Annotated in this window: 1 protein-coding gene; it reads left to right on the forward strand. The window is 64.9% G+C overall.

The features are described from left to right. Positions 1–47 precede the first annotated feature (47 nt). The coding region (locus AB0F10_RS45810) for an IS630 family transposase (protein ID WP_360640942.1) at positions 48–1051 on the forward strand (1004 nt) is incomplete at its 3' end.

Here is a 1051-nt window from a genome sequence, read left to right on the forward strand (position 1 = left end):
CTAGTGTCCTGAGTCTTTAAATCGTTGTCAGTGGGTACGGTGGTTGCATGCCATTGCCGACAGCAGTGCCGATCGTGCTCACTGATGACGAACGTGAACAGTTGCTGGCGTGGTCGCGGCGTCCGTCGAGTGCTCAAGCGATCGCGTTGCGGTCGCGGGTGGTCCTGGCTTGCGCGGACGCCGTCGGGGCGCCGAACGGACTGATCGCCGAGGAACTCGGGATCTCGCGGAACACGGTGAAGAAGTGGCGTAACCGCTTCGCCGCCGATCGGCTCGAGGGGTTGCTGGACGAGCCACGGCCCGGCCGGCCCCGCACGATCGCTGACGCCGACGTGGAGCAGGTGATCACCACGACCCTGGAGACCACGCCGAAGGACGCCACGCACTGGTCGACCCGGTCCTTGGCCGCCGAGGTCGGCCTGTCACAGACCGCGGTGTCGCGGATCTGGCGGGCGTTCGGCCTGCAACCGCACCGCCAGGACACGTGGAAGCTGTCGAAGGATCCGCAGTTCATCGACAAGGTCCGTGACGTCGTCGGGCTTTACCTGGATCCACCCGAACGTGCCGTCGTGCTGTGTGTGGACGAGAAGTCGCAGATCCAGGCCCTCGACCGCACCGCCCCGATCCTGCCGATGCTGCCCAGCACCGCGCAACGAGCCAGCCATGATTACGTCCGCGCGGGCACGTCCAACCTTTACGCCGCACTCGATCTGGCCACCGGCAAAGTCATCGGCTCACTGCACCAGCGCCACCGGGCGATCGAGTTCAAGAAGTTCCTGGTGACTCTCGACCGCGAAGTCCCGGGCGGCCTGGACGTGCATGTGGTGCTGGACAACGCGTCCACCCATAAAACCCCGGCCATCAAACGGTGGCTGAACGCCCACCCGCGCTTCGTCCTGCACTTCACCCCGACCAGCAGCTCATGGCTGAACCTCGTCGAACGCTGGTTCGGTGAACTCACCACGAAGAAGCTGCAACGCGGCACCCACCGCAGCGTCCGCGACCTCAACAAAGACATCCGAACCTGGATCCAGACCTGGAACGACAACCC

This window comes from Actinoplanes sp. NPDC026623 (assembly GCF_040638275.1).
In the GTDB taxonomy this organism is placed as follows: Bacteria; Actinomycetota; Actinomycetes; order Mycobacteriales; family Micromonosporaceae; genus Actinoplanes.